The sequence below is a fragment of the Xanthomonas hortorum pv. pelargonii genome (assembly GCF_024499015.1).
Classification (GTDB): domain Bacteria; phylum Pseudomonadota; class Gammaproteobacteria; order Xanthomonadales; family Xanthomonadaceae; genus Xanthomonas; species Xanthomonas hortorum_B.
Map to the genome: position 1 here is coordinate 2328068 of NZ_CP098604.1, position 16135 is coordinate 2344202.

The window sequence follows — 16135 nt, forward strand, 5'->3', positions numbered from 1 at the left end:
GAGCCGAAGAGGTCCTCAGCTCGTTCGACGACGACTCGGCCGTCGCAACCATTAGCCCCCTTGGTCTTGTCCCAGCTTCGTACTCAGTGCTCCGTTGAACGGCGCCGGATTGCTGGTCACCAGACAGTTGTAGTTTTTGTCGCTGTTGAGAACCAGCACAGACGACTGCGGCCCCTTGAAATCCAGCCCGACCGAGAACAGCACATAAGTGTTGGGCAGCGCGCTCGGCCGAAACGCACCGAAGCCATACTCCCCAGACAAGCCCAACGGCGCCAGCGGCACCGTGAGCATCAGCGGCTGCGTGGCCACAGGAGAGGGCAGCGACGAGGAAGCAGACATGATCTTGGAGTGCACGTCGATGGAATACTTGGAGGTGACCACCACTCCCAGATACTTGGAACTCGGTGCCGACACCTGCTTGCGACACGCCGCGATGTCTTCGGGGTTCTGATCTTGCTGACCGTTCTGCAGCGTGGCAAAGACCTGCGTCAGCGTGACTCTTTCCGTTTTGGCGACGGGCGCGGCAACGGCCGCTTCCATGCAGAACGCGCCGATCAGGAGTGAGAGGCCATATGCCGCAAGTGCACCGCGATAGCTGGTTTTACGTTTCATTTCGATCATTCCTTGGTGGGTGATGCAAGGTTTCGGCAGCGGCTGTTCGCGCGGCGGCGGCTTGCGCCTTGAATGGATAGTCGCAACGGCACCTGTGCATAACGCCAAGCGGCACATGATCGATTGCGTTCGATGACGACATGCGTCTGTGTAGAAGCACCACACCTACGCCACCCAGCTGGCCACGCCGCTGGTGTGTTCATCGTTGAAGACCAACGCCTCGCAAACCCGGCAAATCGTCTCAGCGACTTCGTTGCGTGATGCAATTTGGCTTTCGGAAGTGAACACAGCGCTCCGTTGCTCGCAACAGACATCCCTCAAGATAGAGCGGTTACCTGGAATAGCTCGCAGACATCTGATCCATATGATCAGCTGCATCAGGAGATCGCCATGCCACGCATCACGCCAAGCCATTGGGCTGCAACCTTCGCACTCATCGGAATCGCAGTGCTCTCGCTTTTGTCCTGTACCAATGCAGAGACGGCACTCACCGCTTCGACACAGGAAGACATCCTGAAATCAGAAGCAGTGCCCATGCTCGACGAGATTTATGCCTCCCAAAAGCCCTTTCGATTCCAACAGGTCGACGTGAGCAGCATCGTCAGCAACTACATACCGCTGGGTACAGCAAAAGCAACGGTGCTGGAGATGGTCGGCAAGTCTCCAACGTCAAAGATCGTTGAAGACACCGCAGGCAAGCTGGTCATCAGGGACAACAAGGGGCAGGCGATGCTGGACCCCGATGCCCGTTCCATCGTGATGACTTTTTCTTTGAATTCCAGCGGCAAAGTGACGCACGTCTACGCTGTCTACATCAAAAACCAGTAAGCCAACGACGCACGTCAGTCGCGTCCGGTTGATGATCTGATTCCTGGAGCAGGCAGATCGGATACGTTGACCAGTCCTCGCGATGGCAGTGCGCGCCCGGCCGGGAACTGGCTACAGTCTGCGCAGGCCGTGTGCGCCCGCCTCATCCACCTGCGCTCCATCTGCATGTTTCCGCATCGTTTTGCCCCCGCCTGGGTCTGGCCGTTGGCCTGTTGTGCGCCTGCTGCGCGCACGCCGCCGCACCGGCAGCGGCCCATCGTCTGCTGCGCGTCACGCTGGACGGGGCGAGCGATCAGCCCGTGTCCGGGCGCCTGCTGGTCTTTGCCACCCTGGCCAAGGACGCCCAGGCCGCGGCCAAGGATGGAAAGGACGACAAAGCCGGCAAGGTGGAAGCGGTGGACGTCAGCCCGTTCCGCCCCACTGCGGTGGCCGTGGCGGCGCAGGAGGTCACCGCGCTCGCGCCCGGTGCCAGCGTCGAGATCGACCTGGACAACATCGCCTTTCCCAGTGCGTTTTCCGCGCTGCCGGCCGGCGCGTATCTGTTCCAGGCCGTGCTGGATCCGGACCACAGCTACGGCTATGCCGGCCGCGATGGCGGCGATCTGTTGAGCGCCGTCACCGCAGTGACCCCAGGCAAGGGCAAGCCGTTGCCCACGCTGAGGCTCAGCAAGCAGGTGCCGGTCTCGGACGACCCCTGGCAGGTGTCGCCGCGCGCGCCACAGGCAATCCGCGACGCCGTCCCGGAGGCCAGGCTGCATAGCGCGGATGCCTCGATGGTGAGCCCGTCACTGAGCGCCTTCTGGGGCAGGCCGATCTCCATCCGCGCCCGCGTGCTCACCCCGCCGGGCTACGACGCCAAGGCCGCCGCCCGCTATCCCACCGTGTATGTCACCCATGGCTTCGGCGGCAACTACAACCGCTTTGCCGGCAGCATCGCGGCCACCTGGAGCGCGATGGCGGCCAAGCAGATGCCGCCGATGATCTGGGTGTTCCTGGACCAGGCCACGCCCACCGGCACCCACGAGTTCGCCGACTCGGTCAACAACGGCCCCTGGGGCAGCGCGCTGACCGAAGAGCTGATCCCCGCGCTGGAGCGCCAGTACAAGATGGACGGCAAGGCCAGCGGCCGGTTCTTGAACGGGCATTCGTCCGGCGGCTGGGCCACGCTGTGGCTGCAGACGCGCTACCCCAAGCTGTTCGGCGGTACCTGGTCCACCTCGCCCGATTCGAGCGACTTCCGCGACTTCACCGGGCCGGATCTGTACGCGCCCAATGCCAACGTCTACCGGCGCCCGGACGGCAGCCAGTTCCCGTTGATCCGCGACCAGGGCAAGGTGGTGGCCGATCTGGAAACCTTCGCCAAGCTCGAGCGCGTGTTAGGCCCGTACGGCGGCCAGATGACCTCGCTCGAGTGGGTGTTCTCCCCGCGCGGGCCCGACGGCCGCCCGGTGCCGATGTTCGACCGCGACACCGGCAAGGTGGACCCGGCCGTGGTGGCCTACTGGCGCACCCACTACGACATTTCTGCGCGCGTGGCCGCGCAGTGGCCCACGCTCAAGCCGGATCTGGACGGCAAGATCCACCTGATCGTCGGCACCGCCGACACGTTCTACCTGGATGGGGCCGCGCATAAATTCCAGGCGGTGCTGGACGGCCTGGGCGCCAAGAGCGACTTCCGCTATCTGGAAGGCCGCACCCACTTCGATCTGTACAAGGAGGGCGACGACAGCAGCGCCCTGATGAAGAAGATTGCCTGGGAGATGTACGCCGTGGCGCGACCGAAGCGGTAAGCGCGCCCACGCACGGCCGGCGCTGTCGATCGGCGGGCCAGCCGTGCACACGCCAAAGCGCGGCGGCCGGCAGTGTCGGTACTCAGGCCGAGCGCTTGGGCAACTCCCACTCCAGCTGCTGCCTGAGCACCAGCAGCAGCACCTGCAGGCGGCCGCCGCGCACCAGGGCGGCGGGTGTCTGCCCGTCCAGCGCGTTCATGGGCTTGCGGAACCAGCCGATCAGCGCCTCGTTGTTGCCGCCGTTCAAGGCCCAGGCGTGGCAAACGATCTCGCCCAGGGCCTCGATGCCGGCGCTGCCCAGCAGCTTGAGGTGCTCAGGCGTAAAGGCGAACAGCGACAGCACCAGCTCGGCGTCGGCGGCTTTGCCGTATTCGCCCTGCATCTGCTCGCTGTGCGCGGTGCTGTAGCTGGACGCCTGCGCACGGAAATCTTCGGCACGCCGCATGCCGGTGAGCAGTGATGCAATGAGGTCGACGCGTTCCATGGGGCAGTCCAGCAATGTGATAGCGCGCACGCTATCTGCCCCGCCCTCGCCGCTCAATCAGGAGTCTCCTGACAGGCGCTGTGAGCGTCAGCAGCCGTTACATTCCGCACCGGCCGGATGTGCGGCGTTGGTGACCTGGCGGCGGCTTAGGCAGCCGGTTGCTGGTGGGACGCGCCTGCCGATGAGCGGCGCCACTGTTCGCAGTGTTTAACGCCCGCATTGCTAGCATCCGGGCGCGTCACTGGCAGCAGCCCGCGCTTGCAGGGGCTGCAGTATTGGAGTGTCACCTCGCGAGGAGTTGTCAGATGCCCTGGAAATCCGCTCTCACCGTGCTTGCCCTGTCCACCGCCGCCCTGCCGGCCCTGGCCCAACCCGACCGCCAAGTGGTCGAAGACATGCTCACCCGCTCGGCCAATGTCTGCCCCGGCCACAGCACCGACCGCACCTCGCCCACCGTCAAGGCCGTGCCCGTCGGCGCGCTGCGCGTGATGCTGGAACGCGGCCTGGTCATGTGCCCCGACCGCCGCCTGGACGCCGCTGCGCCGGCTGTGTTCTACGGCCGCCTGGGCGTGTTCGCCTGGAACCCGGAAGTGCCCGCCGCCAAGACGGTGATCGTCCAGCAGATCGGCAACATGACCCGCAACGAGGACTACCCGGTCGAAACGCTGGTGTGGGACGCCAAGGGCACCGCGCTCAAGCAACAGACCGTGCCGATGTTCGAGCCCCGGCCGGGTGCGGCGGTGTTGTACAAGGTGCGTTGAGGCTGACGCGCGATAGCGGTACCGATTCGCCCGGCTGCACGCAATGTAGTTCCGTCGCTTGCAGTCCGGGCTCTGCCTATACTCAACTCCAGCATGCTGCGCAGGAGGATGCATGAGACACCCACTGGCCTTGGCCGGGCTTGCATGCATGGCACTGGGCTTCTCCGTTCCGGGCTGCAGCGCAACGCAAACAGGCGCCAACACCATGACCAACGAACAAGGATGCGTCCGGCAACGTGGCGGCCCGCAAGACCCCGGCACCAGCCCGCCACCGGTCATGGAGGCGTGCCTGGGTCCGTACAAGTTGCAGATTCCTGCCAATTATTTCGACGACCAGATGGGGCCGAACTTCGATGGCAGCTTCGGGCTGTATCTGGAGTACCCGGAGTTGAACGCGTTCGCTCCTGGCGAGCGTGCCCACCTGAAGCTGGATGTGGCCACCCGCACCGTCAATATCGGCTATCGCTATCTTGACCGCGTGGACCCCAATGCATTTCTTCGGCGGCAGTACACACCGGACAGCGCAACACAGGACACTCCCGAAGCGGACATCAGCACGCGCATCAAGGGCGAAGAAAAGGATGGGCTCACGCCCTACTACGCCAACGTCGCTGCGTACCGCGAGCACTATCTAGCGCAAGGGCTGAAACCGTCCAATTCCATCATGGACGCAAGCTACTACAAGGATTGGTATGTCAGCCGCGACGCAAAAGGGAACATCGACACCATCATCAAGTGCACGTCCCGCGAGGTCGAACCGTCGGGCGTGGAGTTCCGCGAGGGCAAGCTTGTGCGCAGCAAGGAGCGGGAACTTCCCACCTGCGAGCACGTGTTCGTCATTCCGGAGATGAAGGTCGCGGTGGAGATCAATTATGTGCGCGTTGCATTGAAGGACTGGAAGAAGATCCAGGACCGCGCGCGGAGTGCATTGAAAGACTTCATGCCGGCGCACGCTGGCACCTGAGCGCTTGCTAGCGACAAGGAGTTGGATGCATGTCAGGACTCAATCGAGAAGACCTTAAAATCCTCACCTTCTACGCGCAGAATGAGAATCGCGAGCTTTACTGGAACTACCTCAGCAAGAAAAATGGTAATGACGGGTATGGCCTGCTTGCGCTAGGCGTGGTGCGCAACGACACGCCTCCCGGGGCGACAGCCAACATCTTCGCCGACAACCGCGCACACAAAGGCGGCATCAAGATGAGCGAGCGCGAATGGAACCAGTTCGGCGTCGACCTTATCCGGAACGATCTCGATGAGCGCCGGAGCCAACTGAACGCCGGGCGCCCGGATCTTGCGCTCAATCTTCCCGTCAGGGACGTGCAGGATGCGCATGACCACACATTCCAGTTGCACCGTATCGACCCCAACGCCTGGACACCACGCGAGTTTCTGCAAGCAGCACGACGCCATGGTGGCGAAGGCGAGGCCGAGAAGGCCTGGACGATGATGCTGGACAACAGTGCGCTCGGCCTGAACCGGGCACGCGAGACGAGCTGGCGCACGATGTACACCTACAACGACCAACACCTGGATGCGGGGTCGTATATGGGGCATATGGCAGAGGCAAGAGGAGTCGCAACCCAGGCTCAGCCAAACACGGATCCAGACAGGATTGGTGGCAAGAGTTCATATTCAGAGTACGACAAGCACACCAGGCAATGGAACGATGTGACCTTCACAGGAGACATCACGACATACCAACCGATCCATGATTCCGACAAGCTCCGGTTGCTCAATGACACGCGACAACTCAGATTGGAGCGGCAGGAGCTCAAGCACGAATTTCATCCGAATGACCCTTACCGGAACCTGCCGATCACACGCAGCCCCGTTCTGCTTTCCGAAAATGCACCGCCCAGCAGCAGCGAGTCGCTGGCGCGTGCCGTTTCGCTCGCTTCGTATGCACCCGACCAGCCTAGCCATCCGCGGTTTGCCCTGTACCAGCAATGCAGCGCGGGGGTCGATGTTCTGGATCGCGAGTTCGGCCGCCAATCGGACCAGAGCAGCGCCTGCATGAAGGCCAGCCTGACCACGCTGGCGGTGGCCAATGGGCTGGAGCGTGTGGACCATGTGCTGCTGAGCAGAAGCAGTGACCAAACGCAGTCGGGGCAAACCGTTTACGTTGTCCAAGGCGACCCAGGGAACCCAGCGCATCTGCGCGCGCAAATGCCAACCGGACAGGCGGTCACTACGCCAGTGGAAGCATCGTTCCGCGAACTGGCGCAGATCGACCAGCGCCAACAATTGCAGCAGCAGAACGCGCAGACGCTGGCGCAACAGCAAGAGGCACCAACGCAAGGTGGGCGCACGCAGAGCGTGTGATGTTGGTTATTGGAGCCAGTACCCGCGCGAGGTCCTGCGGCGCCACGTCAGCCAGTCGGGTCTGCCCCGCCAGCGTGTAGCCGCTGCGCATCGATCTCATCGACAATGCCACGCACCGCGCGGGCGGCATTGAAGATGCTCTCGCCCAGAACCGACAGACTGGTGGCGTCCAGCGGCTTGCCGCTGCACACCGCCACCATGTCGCTTTGCGCGGTGATCGTGCGCAACAGCGCGTGGAACCGATCGATCTGCTCGATGGTGACGCCGAAGGTGAACTGTTCCTCCTGCGTTTGCGCCCTGCCCTCTGGCGCAGTCGTCTTGCGAGTTTTCGTAGTCGTCATGGCATCCGTCCTCGACGTGAGCGGATGAGATATCCGCCGCTCGAATTTATCCCTTTTTCGGATATTTGAAAAGGGGATATAGCGTCGCGGCAGACTTTCACGTTTGCAGCCATGCCCACCAAGTCGATCCACAAGAAGGATTACGCGATTCTGCTGCGGCAGCTGCGCGAGCTGCGTCTCGCCGCCGGGCTGACCCAGGTCGAATTGAGTACCGCCTTGGGCCGTCCCCAGTCTTATGTCAGTGATGTCGAGCGGGGGGAACGGCGGATGGATCTTCTCCAACTGCGCGACTTCTGCAACGCGTGTGGTGCATCGGTCAGCACGTTTGTGGCCGACTTCGAGCAGGAGCTGAAGTAGCACCCGAGAAACGTGGCGCGGTTGCTTTATGGCTGCTTCATTGGCCCGACAGTTGCAGTGAAGTGTCTCGGCTCGCCCGTGATTGGGTCATCGAATGCCAGCGTATGCGCGAAGAGTTGCAGCGGCCGTGCCGGGTCATCGGGCCTCTGATCTTCCAGGTCGGGATAGAAGCGGTCATGCAGAATCGGCGCGCCCAGCGCGGCCATGTGCGCACGCAACTGGTGCTTGCGCCCGGTGACCGGCTCTAGCCGGTACGTCCACGTGTCTACGCCCGCGCGACCACATCGATCACCGTCTCGCTATTCGGCTCGCCCACGCCCTCGCGCATGCGGAAGAACGGCTCGCCCGGCTCCAGCCGGCTGCGATGCACATACGGAAACCTCAGCCCAGGTAGCGGCGGCGCCACTGCCAAATAGTGCTTGCGGATGCGTCGCTCGCGGAACAGCGCTTGGTAGGTCCCGCGTGTTGCAGGATTCGCCGAAAACAACACCAGTCCCGCAGTGTCGCGATCGATGCGGTGCAACGGCACCAACGCGGGGTTATCGAAACGCCGCGCCAAACGGGTCAACAGCGTCTGATGCACGTAGGCACCGGCTGGCACCACGGGCAGGAAATGCGGCTTGCAGGCCACGACAATATGCGCGTCGGCATGCAACACCGTTTCCGTTGCCGTGATGATCGGCTCATCCGCTACTTCGCGGAAGTAATAGATCTCCGCACCAAGCCGATACGGTGCAGCGATATCCAATGCCTGCTGCTGCGCATCCAGTACGCGCCCACGCGCGAAGCGATCACGCCACGTGTCAGCACCAACGACCGGAAAGCACGCACACAGCGCCTCCCACACCGTGTGCCAAGGGCCGGACGGGAGCTGGAACTGGCTGGCAGGAATGCCATCAAGGGTCGGGCGAGGAGCAGACATGGCGACAGCAAAAAGCGTACTCAAGCAGATTGGCTGGGATCCTACCTTGTCGCGTCGATTCTCTCCGCAGTGATGTATCGGCTCTCCAATCCAGAAAGAGATTTTCGAGCGCCAGGCATCACATGCATTACTGCGAAGCGTACACAACGATCTCTACCGCAGCCCGCTTCATCGGGTTGATTTGCACGCAGTTGCACTAAAGGATGCGCAAGCGACCTCAAGCTTCGGCACGAAGATCACACCTCTTTGCATGCGCACGCGTCGTGCCGAGTGTTGATGAGGCATTGATCGCAACGGCGCGCATGGTCTGCTGACAAAACCCATTTCAACGGCTATGTTCAAACCGGGAACGGGGGTTCTGGCATGGGACGCAGAAAGAAACAGGGTGGATTCGAAGCGTTAGCCGCATTGCCGTGGCCGGTTGGCTTCGTTGCGGGAATCGCTGCGTATCTGATGGTGCGCTATGGCATCGGCTGGTGGTTCTCTCACCAGGGCGGAATGTTGTCGCAAGGCTTCGCCCAGCAATCGAGTGGAATGTTCGCGCCATTGGCGTGGACGCTTCTCGGCGTCTGCTGGCTTGCTGCGCTGTTCTCCTATCTGGGCACACGCAGCCGGCGGCGCTTTCTGGAAACACGCACAAGCCTGGAGAGCCTGGCCGCCGGCGGCTGGCGCCAGTTCGAACAGTTGGTAGGCGAAGCATTTCGCCGCCAGGGCTACAGCGTTGAAGAAACCGGCCTGGGCGGGCCGGACGGCGGCATCGACCTGATCCTGCGCAAGGACGGCCGCCGCACGCTGGTGCAATGCAAGCAATGGAAGCGTCAGCAAGTCGGAGTCAGCGTCGTGCGAGAAATGTTCGGCCTGCTCGCCCATCACCAGGCTCACGCGGTAAAGATCGCCTGCATTGGCACCTACACAAAGGACGCCGAGCGCCTTGCTGAAGGCAAGCCCATTGAACTCATTGGGGACAAGCAGTTGTTGAACATGATCCGCGCGGTGCAACAACAAACAGCAACCCAGCCGACTCCAGCAGCAACACGCGTCGAACCTGTCTTCGCCTCAATTGAGGCTACCGGCTCTGTGACCATCGTCAAACCGAGCTGCCCGCGCTGCGGCAGCGTGCTTGTACAGAGAAGGAACCGACGCACCAGCGAACACTTTCTAGGCTGCAGCCAGTTCCCGAAATGCAGAGGAGTTTCGTAGGTGGCGCTGACCTCTGTTTTAAGTCCGTTCGAAAACAATATGTTTGCTAGTCAGTTAGATTGGTTCGCAGTCGATCAGGGACATACAGCTAGCACCCTAGCGATACGATCAGAATAATACGCTTTTTTGAAATCTCCCAGAAATTTAAAAAAGTCCTCAGGGATCATATGGAAATATCAGCGGCAACGATGGATGACGCCCTCCATAAAGCATTGGGCAAGATAATAAAGTCAAAAAAGCAATTTCATTGGATTCGACAAAGGGTTCAAACCGTGAATTAGTCGGGGTGCAAATAAGAATAAGTGATCCGAGAGCGCGATTCAGCAGAGCCATTAGCAGAAGCCAACTTTTTAGCTCCCTTGGAGAACTGTTCTGGTACTGGGGAGGCAGCAATCGCCTCGATCAGATTTCTTACTATGTGAAAAACTATAGACAAGAATCTGAAGATGGCTTGACAGTTCCTAGTGCATATGGGCCGAGGCTTTTCGCCCTACGTGGCAAAAATCAGATAGACGGAATTGTTAATTTGCTCCGCGAAAAGCCCACCACCCGGAGGGCGGTAATCCAACTTTATGATGCTGAAGATTTAGATAGCGCTCTTTCCCCGCCCTGCACATGTACTCTTCAGTTTTTGATGCGTCAGGGAAAATTGAATTTATTTGTATCCATGCGATCAAACGATATTTTGTTTGGATTTCCGCATGACGTTTTCGCATTCACAATGATCCAAGAAATAATTAGTCGACGTGTCGACTCCCCGTAATTCAATGCCAGCCAAAATTAGAGGTCTGCGGTTGATGTTGATCACGGAACTCGGCGGGCGTTAGCCCGCCCAGGCTGTCGTGCGGGATCTGCTGGTTGTAGTCGGCCAGCCAGTGTTCGGTCTGTTCGCGAACCTCGCTCAGCGTGCGGAAGAGATGCATGTCCAGCACGCCGCGCCGGTAGCTGCCGTTGAAGCGTTCGATAAAACCGTTTTGCATTGGACGCCCCGGCTCGATGAAGTCCAAGGCGATGCCTTTGCGCTCGGCCCACTCGGCCAAGGCCAATGCGACAAACTCCGGGCCATTGTCCAAGCGAAGTTTGGCGGGGTAGCCGCGCCAGGCTGCGATGCGTTCCAAGGTGCGGATGACGCGGGCGGCCGGGAGATTCAAGTCCACTTCGATCGCCAAGGCTTCCCGACTGAAATCGTCGATGACATTGAACGTGCGGAAGCGTCGACCATCCCACAACGCATCGGACATGAAGTCGATCGACCATCCAGCATTGGGTCGCTCTCCGCATGCCAGCGGTTGTGGATGACGCGTCGGGACCCGGCGCCTGCTGCGACGACGTTGATTGAGTTTCATCAGGCAATACACGCGCCACACCCTTTGTGATTCCACACATGTCCGCGACGGCGGATGATCTGAAAGAGCTTTCCAAAACCACGCTCGGGAAAACGCTCGGCCAATTCGGACAACAGCGCAATGACCTCCTCGTCGCGATCGGGACGACGCCGATAGCGCACTGTCGAGCGAGCCACGCCAACGACCGCACAGGCCCGGCGCTCGCTCCAGCCATGCTGCTCGACGAGCCAGGCAAGAAGCGGGCGTTTGTGCGCCGGGTCTACAGCTTTTTGCGATGACATCCTTCAATGCATGGTTTTCCATGGCGAGCTCGGCGTACATGCGTTTGAGCTTGCTGTGCTCGGTCTCCAGGTCGCGAAGGCGCTGCACATCGGCTGCCTCCATGCCACCGTACTTGGACTTCCAGACGTAGTACGTCGCATCGGAAATGCCCAGCTCACGGCACACATCCTTGACCTGGCGGCCGCCCTCAACCTGCTTCAGCGTGGCGACAATCTGGCTTTCGGTGAACTTGCTCTTGCGCATCGTTGGTCTCCTTGGTGGCTAGTGTGCCCGGAGACCTCTAGTTATGGATGGATCAATTTTACGGGGAGTCGACAGACGAACTGGAGTCGAACTTGGGGAATATATTCATAGTGTTGGGAGCCTGCATCTTTATGCTAATCAACAGTCTAAGGCGCAAAATTACTTAGCTGAGGGATATCAAGAGAAGGTACCTATGCCAGCAATGCCTGAGGAAGATCCCTCGGCTGCCATGCTGGTGCTTGTTAGGTATGAAAGAGAGGTCAGGCTAAACCAAACACTTCCAGCTTTTCCTTGCGGACTTGCAGATTACTGGCTCGACCTTGCGAGACTGCTTGCAATTTATAAATGTTATAAAAGAAGGATCGCGAGACGATCGAAAAACTTAAAAACAAGATGAGCGCCTCCGTATATGAACAGGCCATTTCAAAAAGGGCTGGACAGATTAAATGGCAAACAATTAGACAAGAACCACTTAACTTCACATCTCAGGACTGAATTCATGCTGATTAAATCCTTATTACAATCACGGCTTCTTGTACATGATGCGAGCTCAGTTGCCTTAGTGGATGACGCCATAACGCGGGCGGAAAATAAGGGCCTACAAGCTCCCGGAATAGATGATCCCGCTGCTCGTCGGGCACTCTGCATGCAGATAATTGAAAGTATCCGTAGAGTTCAGTTTGTTATTAATTTAAAACACAGAAAAATTAGTGCGTTACGCGCTGATCCGAACACGACCATATTTGATCCACTACGAGCCGCCTGCGTACACATGGCGGCTGGTAATATTGACGAGGCGGCTTGGCTCGTTTTTCTTTCAACGCATTTCGGCCACCGTCCAGTCACCAAATGGAATCTAGTGAAATGTTTTTACCGAGGTGATACCGAAGGCCCATGGACATGGAAGAGATCAATTTCCGAAAAAAATTCTTCTAGATTGGTTAGCGCAAAATAAAGACGTTCTTCGTGCTAGCGGCCGCTTTGGTAATCACCGAAAGTATGAAAGCCTTGACGCATTCGGATCAAAAGGGACCGGAGCTGCTATTTCGACTTATATGGACTGGGTAACAACCCATGGCAACCATGAAAATTTGTTTTCTCGTGCAAATCAAGAAGGCGCGGCAATTCCAGAAGCTGCATTTGCTTGGCTGTACGATGAAATGAATAGCGTGGCTAGATTTGCAAGAATGGGTAAATTTGACTTTCTGTGTATGCTCGGGAAGCTAGATATCGCCTACATTGCACCTGGATCAATGTTCGTCGCGCAAGCAACTGGACCTTTGAAGGGCAGTAAAGTTCTCTTTGGAAGTAATAAGTCTGCTTCCGAAATCGAAGGATTAGTATCACTTCTTAATAATGAAATGGAGGTAGGAATGCAAGTCTTCGAGGATGCAATCTGCAATTGGCAAAAAAGTACACATTGCTTTGTAGCTTTTAGAGGTTAGTCCAACTGTAACGCCGCTTCAAATTATTCATTCGATTGTATGGCAAGTACCCACCTTTCTGAAGTTGACCAACTAGTACGCCGGCGCATACGTTGTTCTTTCTCGCGATTCTCACGATGGCAAACTTGTTGTATCTAGACTTTATTAATTCCGACCTATCTTTCGCCGAGATAATCACTTCACTTGCAAACCGATTTGCTTCATCTTCTTTGTCATCCGCTGATTGTGTACCCTCGTCGTCTACGAAAGGACCGTTCTTTGCATGTAAAATAAGATGGCCTGCCTCGTGAAAAATGTAAACCAAAGATGATCGTCCGATAGATGACGAAAACTTAATGCAATTACAGCTTTGTACTCATTCAAAAACATCGCAGCGCCACTTATAGTGGAGCCAGCAGGTGAACGCGCCACAACTACTGCAACTCCACATTCGGCACATATCCTTCTGAGCTTGGGTATAAAAGATGCAGGCTCACGCTCGAAGGTAAGCGATTTGATTTCTTCGAAAGATGCTTCAAATTTAGCGGCGCTCCATGGAGCACAGTCGATTTTAAATGCTTGCAACTCTTGATACCTGAGCCAGGCCGAAACCACTCCAGTTTTATTTAGGAGGAGGAAGTTCGTCTAAAATATGACGAAGAGGCAATTTCCTGATACTTGATTCGCCAATCCCTTACTGTTTCCACAGCAAAAAATCTTTGCAGGATGCTACTGCGTCGTCAGTAGCCGAAATCCAACCCCAGTCTCGCATTTCTTTAACGGGCAAGGTCTTGATCCAGTGATCGGGATTTAAAGCTTCTTCGTTTTCCCTATCAACACGGTATTCGAGCTCTCTTTTCAACCAGAATTTTGCACTTCCCCTAAGACTTTTTCTAAATCCTGAGCAATCAAAGAATCTATACTAAGCAATCCGTCTAATAACTTATTAGCATCCACAGCGTTCATTCCAATCCGCTTCGCGAAATCAGAAGTCGCCCACTTTTTTTACTGAGCAACGCCTTAATTGTCGCTGCAGGCGAACTCGACCAGTCTGAGACTGCGGAACTAAATTCACTCATACTTCAGACCTTTCATTTTGATCGCAATTATTTTTTCAACTTCGACCATCATTATGTTAGCCGAGATGGTAAATCCGTCGGCAGTTATTTTAATTTGAGATTTTCCTTGATTGGATACAACATAAAGTGGCGGCAATTCTTCTAACGAATATGCAGCTTTCAAGTCTGCGAGAACTCGTTGGAGAATTTTAGCCTCATCTAGCCCAAAGAAATCGGCTGCCCGGCTGCTACATTCGCATAGATCGCGGATCTTAATAGAGCTAAAAGTTATGTGCACCGTTTTATGCTACTAGATATGCATTGAATTGCAAAACATGGTCAGCTTCACCTCACTATTTGCAGTGGGCGCTGCCGTTGGCGTGGTTCGCCTTATTGCTTAAGACCGAATCTAGTTAAATCTTCCAGACGCGTTAGACGTAGTCCTCCAGGCCGCCGTTGCTACGGTGTCTTGACCTCCCATACATCCCCCACCCGCCATCCTCGCCGCAGACTCAACTGGAGAACACACGATGATGAAGTGGATGGGCACCGCGCTGGCCGCGGCACTGCTGGTGAGCGGTTGCGCCAAGGTGGAGGGCGAGAAGTTCGTCGGCCACTGGGTCAACGTGCAGACGCAGGAAGAGACGATGGACATCGAGCGCAATGGCGAGACCTTCATGGTCCGCAGCACCACGCCGAAGTTCTTCAGCCGCCAACCCAAGACCGAGAGCTACCCGGCGGTCTACAAGGACGGGGCGTTGCAGGTCACCAACGATGGCGAGACGGTGAACTTCGCCATCGACGCGGCCAACGGCCACCTCAACACCGGCGGCGAGCAGTACCAGCGCGTGCCGGCCAAGTAAGACAGCCGCTGTCGCCAGCGCCCGCGTGCCGACCTTCCCCGTCGCACGCGGGCGTTTTGGGTTTGTGGGTCTGCCGGCTTGTCAATATTTTTGCAAGCACGTCCGCGAACGCTCTCAACGCGTCATCGTTGGCCCAGGCGCAGTGACTGTCTGTTGCGATTGCTCCAGCGCTTGCTGCTGCTCTCGCACCTGCGATTGAGCTTGATTGATCGATTGCACGCGTTCGAACGACTGACTTTCAGGTGTTTGCACCGCCTGCATAGTGGCCATGTCGGCACGAAGGTGCGCTGGGTCGCTCTGAGTACCCTGGACCAGAAACACCTTTTCTCCGGCCGCAAGCTTGTCTGTTGGGCTATTGAGCAGCACATGGTCCACACGCGTCAGGCCTTCTTCCTTTGCGAGCACAAGCAGGCTGGCCGTCATGCGCTGACTTGATGCATCCCACTCCCGGCCATGCTGCGCATCGAGCTTTTCCACGCCACCTTTGATTTGTTGGTATAGCGCGTGATCTGCGTGATCCTGCTGCGTTGGCAGAGATGGCCTTGCCGACAATGGCGCTTGTGAATCACGGCTCGGCAAGTCCTGTTTCACATCGTTGACGAGGCTATCGGTACCAGACCCTGGCTCCGGCCTACCGTGTTTGCGCTGCAGTGGTCCAATGTGCTTGTCGTAATAGTCCCCGTAATACTGCTCGTACGTCTTACTCGGCCCAACGGAAGGCTGCTCAGTCTTGAATACCTGGGCAATCTGATTCAACGCTGCATCACGCGTGATTTTGCCTGCCATTTGCTGATCAGCAATTGCTTCGTACTGCTTTGGTCTCGTACCGCTACCAGCGATACCGATATCGGGACCTTGATGATTCAGAATCTCACGCCGGACCAACGCATTACTGAGTGTTGCGGCAGCTTCGCCGCGCAGCATGTTGGTGACGTATGCATGCTTGGAGGAATAATCGGGTTCCTCGGTAAATCGATGATGTCCGATCTCATGTGAGAGTGATCCAGCAAGTCTTTCACCCTTGCCAATCGCGTCCTGGTCAATAACGATTTGCTTGTCAGGAAGTATGTAGGTGCCCCCGCCTGCATTGCCCCACACAACACCTATGCCATCACGCTTGAGCTGAGACAGGCCTGCTTGAAGCGTGGGCGACTGACTGACAAGCGGCGTGAGCGCGGGGTCCGTCAGCGGAGAGGCAGGACGTACACCGGCAGAAGATGCAGCCGCTTGTTGCGGCTGTTGAAATCTTGATTCTTCATTGGCTTCCATCATGCACTCCTTTGCTCGAGTAACTACACT

General features: G+C 57.6%; 19 protein-coding genes and 1 pseudogene. 11 read left to right on the forward strand and 9 right to left on the reverse strand.

Annotation, left to right across the window (positions count from 1 at the left end; translation table 11 throughout):
• Positions 1–51: 51 nt before the first annotated feature.
• Positions 52–612: a hypothetical protein gene (locus NDY25_RS10235; protein ID WP_168959057.1), complete on the reverse strand. Its 561-nt coding sequence runs from the start codon at positions 610–612 to the stop codon at positions 52–54.
• A 390-nt stretch (positions 613–1002) separates the two neighbouring features.
• Here NDY25_RS10235 and NDY25_RS10240 point away from each other — a divergent pair, with 390 nt between their 5' ends.
• Complete coding sequence (locus NDY25_RS10240; protein WP_233366564.1) at positions 1003–1440, forward strand: DUF6393 family protein; 438 nt, start codon at positions 1003–1005, stop codon at positions 1438–1440.
• Between the two features lie 161 nt (positions 1441–1601).
• Entirely contained in the window at positions 1602–3230 is a 1629-nt protein-coding gene (locus tag NDY25_RS10245; RefSeq protein WP_425526361.1) for an alpha/beta hydrolase, read from the forward strand.
• Between the two features lie 82 nt (positions 3231–3312).
• Here the strand turns inward: NDY25_RS10245 and NDY25_RS10250 are convergent, their stop codons facing one another.
• Complete coding sequence (locus NDY25_RS10250; protein WP_168959055.1) at positions 3313–3714, reverse strand: antitoxin Xre/MbcA/ParS toxin-binding domain-containing protein; 402 nt, start codon at positions 3712–3714, stop codon at positions 3313–3315.
• Between the two features lie 305 nt (positions 3715–4019).
• Here NDY25_RS10250 and NDY25_RS10255 point away from each other — a divergent pair, with 305 nt between their 5' ends.
• The 3 genes from NDY25_RS10255 to NDY25_RS10265 all read left to right on the forward strand — a co-directional run bounded on the left by NDY25_RS10255 (position 4020) and on the right by NDY25_RS10265 (position 6800).
• Complete coding sequence (locus tag NDY25_RS10255; RefSeq protein WP_074056314.1) at positions 4020–4475, forward strand: hypothetical protein; 456 nt, start codon at positions 4020–4022, stop codon at positions 4473–4475.
• 205 nt (positions 4476–4680) lie between these two features.
• Entirely contained in the window at positions 4681–5439 is a 759-nt protein-coding gene (locus NDY25_RS10260; protein ID WP_168959074.1) for a hypothetical protein, read from the forward strand.
• A gap of 29 nt (positions 5440–5468) precedes the next feature.
• Entirely contained in the window at positions 5469–6800 is a 1332-nt protein-coding gene (locus tag NDY25_RS10265) for an XVIPCD domain-containing protein (RefSeq protein ID WP_168959054.1), read from the forward strand.
• A gap of 47 nt (positions 6801–6847) precedes the next feature.
• On the opposite strand, the gene NDY25_RS10270 is transcribed toward NDY25_RS10265, so the two are convergent.
• On the reverse strand, positions 6848–7141 hold the full coding sequence (locus tag NDY25_RS10270; RefSeq protein WP_168959053.1) for a hypothetical protein: 294 nt from the start codon (positions 7139–7141) through the stop codon (positions 6848–6850).
• A 111-nt stretch (positions 7142–7252) separates the two neighbouring features.
• On the opposite strand from NDY25_RS10270, the gene NDY25_RS10275 reads away from it, so the two are divergent.
• Entirely contained in the window at positions 7253–7498 is a 246-nt protein-coding gene (locus NDY25_RS10275; RefSeq protein ID WP_014509625.1) for a helix-turn-helix domain-containing protein, read from the forward strand.
• Between the two features lie 26 nt (positions 7499–7524).
• Here the strand turns inward: NDY25_RS10275 and NDY25_RS10280 are convergent.
• A pseudogene (locus NDY25_RS10280) lies at positions 7525–8420 on the reverse strand (RluA family pseudouridine synthase).
• 363 nt (positions 8421–8783) lie between these two features.
• Here NDY25_RS10280 and NDY25_RS10285 point away from each other — a divergent pair.
• Positions 8784–9620 (forward strand): restriction endonuclease, encoded by an 837-nt coding sequence (locus NDY25_RS10285; protein ID WP_168959051.1) that lies wholly within the window; start codon positions 8784–8786, stop codon positions 9618–9620.
• Between the two features lie 286 nt (positions 9621–9906).
• Positions 9907–10383: a thymidylate synthase gene (locus NDY25_RS23135; RefSeq protein WP_425526362.1), complete on the forward strand. Its 477-nt coding sequence runs from the start codon at positions 9907–9909 to the stop codon at positions 10381–10383.
• 1 nt (position 10384) lies between these two features.
• On the opposite strand, the gene NDY25_RS10290 is transcribed toward NDY25_RS23135, so the two are convergent.
• Positions 10385–11491, reverse strand: a complete 1107-nt coding sequence (locus tag NDY25_RS10290; protein ID WP_256627888.1) for an IS3 family transposase — start codon at positions 11489–11491, stop codon at positions 10385–10387.
• Positions 11492–12137: 646 nt separating this feature from the next.
• Here NDY25_RS10290 and NDY25_RS23140 point away from each other — a divergent pair.
• Both NDY25_RS23140 and NDY25_RS10295 read left to right on the forward strand, forming a co-directional pair.
• On the forward strand, positions 12138–12446 hold the full coding sequence (locus tag NDY25_RS23140) for an alpha-glutamyl/putrescinyl thymine pyrophosphorylase clade 3 protein (RefSeq protein ID WP_425526363.1): 309 nt from the start codon (positions 12138–12140) through the stop codon (positions 12444–12446).
• Positions 12370–12936: an alpha-glutamyl/putrescinyl thymine pyrophosphorylase clade 3 protein gene (locus NDY25_RS10295; RefSeq protein WP_256627918.1), complete on the forward strand. Its 567-nt coding sequence runs from the start codon at positions 12370–12372 to the stop codon at positions 12934–12936. Before NDY25_RS23140 ends, NDY25_RS10295 begins: the two co-directional genes overlap by 77 nt.
• Here the strand turns inward: NDY25_RS10295 and NDY25_RS23145 are convergent.
• The 3 genes from NDY25_RS23145 to NDY25_RS10305 all read right to left on the reverse strand — a co-directional run bounded on the left by NDY25_RS23145 (position 12926) and on the right by NDY25_RS10305 (position 14271).
• Complete coding sequence (locus NDY25_RS23145; RefSeq protein WP_425526353.1) at positions 12926–13240, reverse strand: ImmA/IrrE family metallo-endopeptidase; 315 nt, start codon at positions 13238–13240, stop codon at positions 12926–12928. The genes NDY25_RS10295 and NDY25_RS23145 overlap by 11 nt on opposite strands.
• Positions 13177–13530: a hypothetical protein gene (locus NDY25_RS10300; protein WP_256627919.1), complete on the reverse strand. Its 354-nt coding sequence runs from the start codon at positions 13528–13530 to the stop codon at positions 13177–13179. Before NDY25_RS10300 ends, NDY25_RS23145 begins: the two co-directional genes overlap by 64 nt.
• A 456-nt stretch (positions 13531–13986) precedes the next feature.
• A complete protein-coding gene (locus tag NDY25_RS10305) occupies positions 13987–14271 on the reverse strand; it encodes a hypothetical protein (protein WP_168959047.1) in 285 nt (94 codons plus the stop codon).
• A 232-nt stretch (positions 14272–14503) separates the two neighbouring features.
• On the opposite strand from NDY25_RS10305, the gene NDY25_RS10310 reads away from it, so the two are divergent.
• Entirely contained in the window at positions 14504–14836 is a 333-nt protein-coding gene (locus tag NDY25_RS10310) for a hypothetical protein (RefSeq protein WP_168959046.1), read from the forward strand.
• Between the two features lie 114 nt (positions 14837–14950).
• On the opposite strand, the gene NDY25_RS10315 is transcribed toward NDY25_RS10310, so the two are convergent.
• Positions 14951–16105 (reverse strand): XVIPCD domain-containing protein, encoded by a 1155-nt coding sequence (locus NDY25_RS10315; RefSeq protein WP_233366566.1) that lies wholly within the window; start codon positions 16103–16105, stop codon positions 14951–14953.
• Positions 16106–16135 lie beyond the last annotated feature (30 nt).